The sequence below is a fragment of the Desertihabitans aurantiacus genome (assembly GCF_003344635.1).
GTDB lineage: Bacteria > Actinomycetota > Actinomycetes > Propionibacteriales > Propionibacteriaceae > Desertihabitans > Desertihabitans aurantiacus.
Genome location: NZ_QPKK01000382.1, coordinates 1 through 2616 on the forward strand (window position 1 = coordinate 1; position 2616 = coordinate 2616).

The 2616-nt window shown below is 73.2% G+C and carries 4 protein-coding genes; all 4 read right to left on the reverse strand.

Annotation, left to right across the window (positions count from 1 at the left end):
• A partial coding sequence (locus tag DVA66_RS19225; RefSeq protein ID WP_332872890.1) for a GNAT family N-acetyltransferase occupies positions 1-413 on the reverse strand: 413 nt, incomplete at its 3' end.
• Between the two features lie 27 nt (positions 414-440).
• The gene (locus tag DVA66_RS19230; RefSeq protein ID WP_114561445.1) at positions 441-1313 is read right to left on the reverse strand and encodes a CPBP family intramembrane glutamic endopeptidase; all 873 of its coding nucleotides are present in this window, start codon (positions 1311-1313) and stop codon (positions 441-443) included.
• 46 nt (positions 1314-1359) lie between these two features.
• Positions 1360-2151, reverse strand: a complete 792-nt coding sequence (locus tag DVA66_RS19235) for an SDR family NAD(P)-dependent oxidoreductase (protein ID WP_114561446.1) — start codon at positions 2149-2151, stop codon at positions 1360-1362.
• Positions 2152-2198: 47 nt separating this feature from the next.
• On the reverse strand, positions 2199-2616 hold a 418-nt coding region (locus DVA66_RS19240; protein ID WP_198671958.1), incomplete at its 5' end, for a LutC/YkgG family protein.

Here is a 2616-nt window from a genome sequence, read left to right on the forward strand (position 1 = left end):
GCCAGCAGGTCGACCACCCCGGCCCGGGCGCAGCGCTCCCGCGCGGCGGCGAGCAGCACCCGGCTCAGCCCGCGGGAGCGGTGCTGCGGGGCCAGCCGGGCCTCGATCAGGCTGACCGCGGTCGGCTCGGCCGGCGGGTCGTCGACGCCCTGCTCCAGCGCCCAGTCCCAGCCGCGCACCGGCGACGCATCGGGCCCGGGCCAGCGCACCGGCACCGCGTGCAGGCGTCCGACCGGCTGGTCGTCCTCCAGCAGCACCAGGTGCAGGTCGGGGTGGCGGTCCACCGCGTCGCCGTAGCGGGTGGCCGAGACCGGGTCCTGGAGCATGAACTCCGGCCAGTCCCCCGGCACCGACCAGAACGCGTCAGTCAGCTCGGGACGCTCGGCCAGGGAGACGACGGCGAGGCTGGGCACCGGCACAGTGTGCCAGCGCCGGGGCGGTCAGTAGAGGAAGATCGGCCACCAGTCGCGGTTGTGGGCGTGCACGATGGCCATGAAGACCAGGGCGTCGAAGAGCAGGTGCACGATCAGCACGTAGCCCAGCGAGCGGGTCTTGGAGAACAGGTAGCCCTGCAGCAGCGCGAACGGGATGGTCAGCAGCGGACCCCAGGCGCGGTAGCCGAGCTCCCACAGGAACGAGACGAAGATCGCGGTCTGCAGCAGGTTGGCCTGCCAGATCGGGAAGTGGCGGCGCAGCAGGGCGAACACCGTGCAGATGAAGAACAGCTCGTCCCAGGTGCCGACCGCGTTGACGCCGATGAAGAAGCGCACGAGCTCGGAGGTGTCGACGATCTGCGGCCAGTTCTCGTAGGCGCCGGAGCGGATGAAGTAGAACGGCAGGATCGCCCAGCCGAGGAAGGGCACCGCGAACAGGTAGGCGATCTCGCCCCTCGTCTTCTTCTGCCGGCTGCGCCAGGGGAAGGTGTAGGCCTTCCGGCGGAAGACCAGGCGGTCGACCAGCAGCGGCACCGACACCGCCAGGGCGAGGGTGGCGCCGATCCGGATGAAGGAGGACCAGCCGACGTCGGCCTCCACCGAGGTCCAGGAGACGATCCCGATGCCGAGCGCGATGAGCAGCAGGTCCTTGGCCAGGCCGCGGTCGAGCAGCACCGCGAGCACGAGGGCCGCGACGAGCAGCGGGTAGCCGATCCACCACACCTGGTAGGCGAACAGGAAGAACGCCGAGGTCGACAGCAGCGCGGCCGGGACGAGCTTGACGCTCCACCGCGGCGGCGGAGCCGGCTGCTCCTCGGTGGCGGTCGTCCCGCTCGGGGGGTCTGCGGGCTCGGGCGTGGTCGCGGCGGGTCCGTCCATGGCGCACATCCTGCCCTGCGCGCCCGGGGCAGGGGCGGCGGCCCGGTCAGTCCCGGTCGATGGGCTCGGCCATCCGGCGGTGCAGGGCCGCCTTGAGCCGGTCGGGCAGCAGTCCGCTGGTGGCCTGCTGCAGCTTGGTGCCCACCGAACCGCCGGTGACCTTCTGCTTGCCGGCCAGCAGCGCGGCGACGCCCTGCTCGGCGACCCGGCGCGGGTCGTCCTGGCTGGCGCTCTGCCCGATCGGGGTGTCGTCCATGCCGGCCCGGGAGAAGAAGTTGGTGCTGGTCGGCCCGGGCATCAGCGAGGTGACGGTGACGCCGGAGTCCTTCAGCTCGTCGACCAGGGCCTCGGCGAAGGACTGCAGGAACGACTTCGAGGCGTTGTAGACGGCCTGGAACGAGCCGGGCATGGTCGAGGCGATCGAGGAGGTGATGAGCACCCGGCCCTCGTCGCGGGCGACCATCTCGCGCAGCACCAGCTTCGCCAGGTGGACGGTGGCGGTGATGTTGGTCTCGATCACCGCCAGCTCCTGCTCCAGGTCGATCTCGACGAAGGCGCCGCCCCGGCCGACGCCGGCGTTGAGGGCGGCCACGTCGAGCGGACGTTCGGTGCCGGTCACCGCGGCGTGCAGCCGGCGGACCTCCTCCGGGGAGCGCAGGTCGGCGCGGACGGCGGTGACGTCGGCTCCGGTGGCGCGCAGCTGCTCGGCGGCGGCATCCAGGCCGGCGTCCTCGGCGTTGACGACCAGGTCGAAGCCGTTCTCGGCGAGGACGGTGGCGAGCTCGCGGCCGATCCCGCTGGAGGCGCCGGTGACGAGGGCGAGGGGTGCGGTGTCCATGCCTGCCGGGTACCCCGGCGCGGCGGGCCCACGCCGACCCGGGCTGGTCAGCTGTCCCGGACGACGACCACGTCGAGCACCCGCGGCCCGTGCACGCCCTCGACCCGGTCCAGCTCGATGTCGCTGGTCGCGCTCGGTCCGCTCACCCAGGTGAGCGGCCGGGTGGTGTCGAGCCGGCGCAGCGCCTCGCCCACCCCGTGCACCACGTCGGCCTCGCGCACCACGCAGACGTGGTGGTCCGGCACCAGGGTGAAGGCCCGGCGGCCCTGGTCGGCCGAGGCGTCGAGGACGATGGTGCCGGTCAGCGCGACCGCCACCGCCGAGCCGGTGACGACGGCGTCCACCCCGTCCAGGACGTCCACCGAGAGCGGGGCGTCGCCCGACTCGACCAGCCACTCGACCCCGTCGCCGGCGGTCAGCGCCTCCCGCTCGGGCAGACCGGCCGCGACCGCGACCCGACGGGCG

Excerpts from the sequence above, each read along its gene's own strand:
- DVA66_RS19235 (WP_114561446.1), bottom strand. The coding sequence starts at position 2,151 with ATGGACACCGCACCCCTCGCCCTCGTCACCGGCGCCTCCAGCGGGATC.
- DVA66_RS19230 (WP_114561445.1), bottom strand. The coding sequence starts at position 1,313 with ATGGACGGACCCGCCGCGACCACGCCCGAGCCCGCAGACCCCCCGAGC.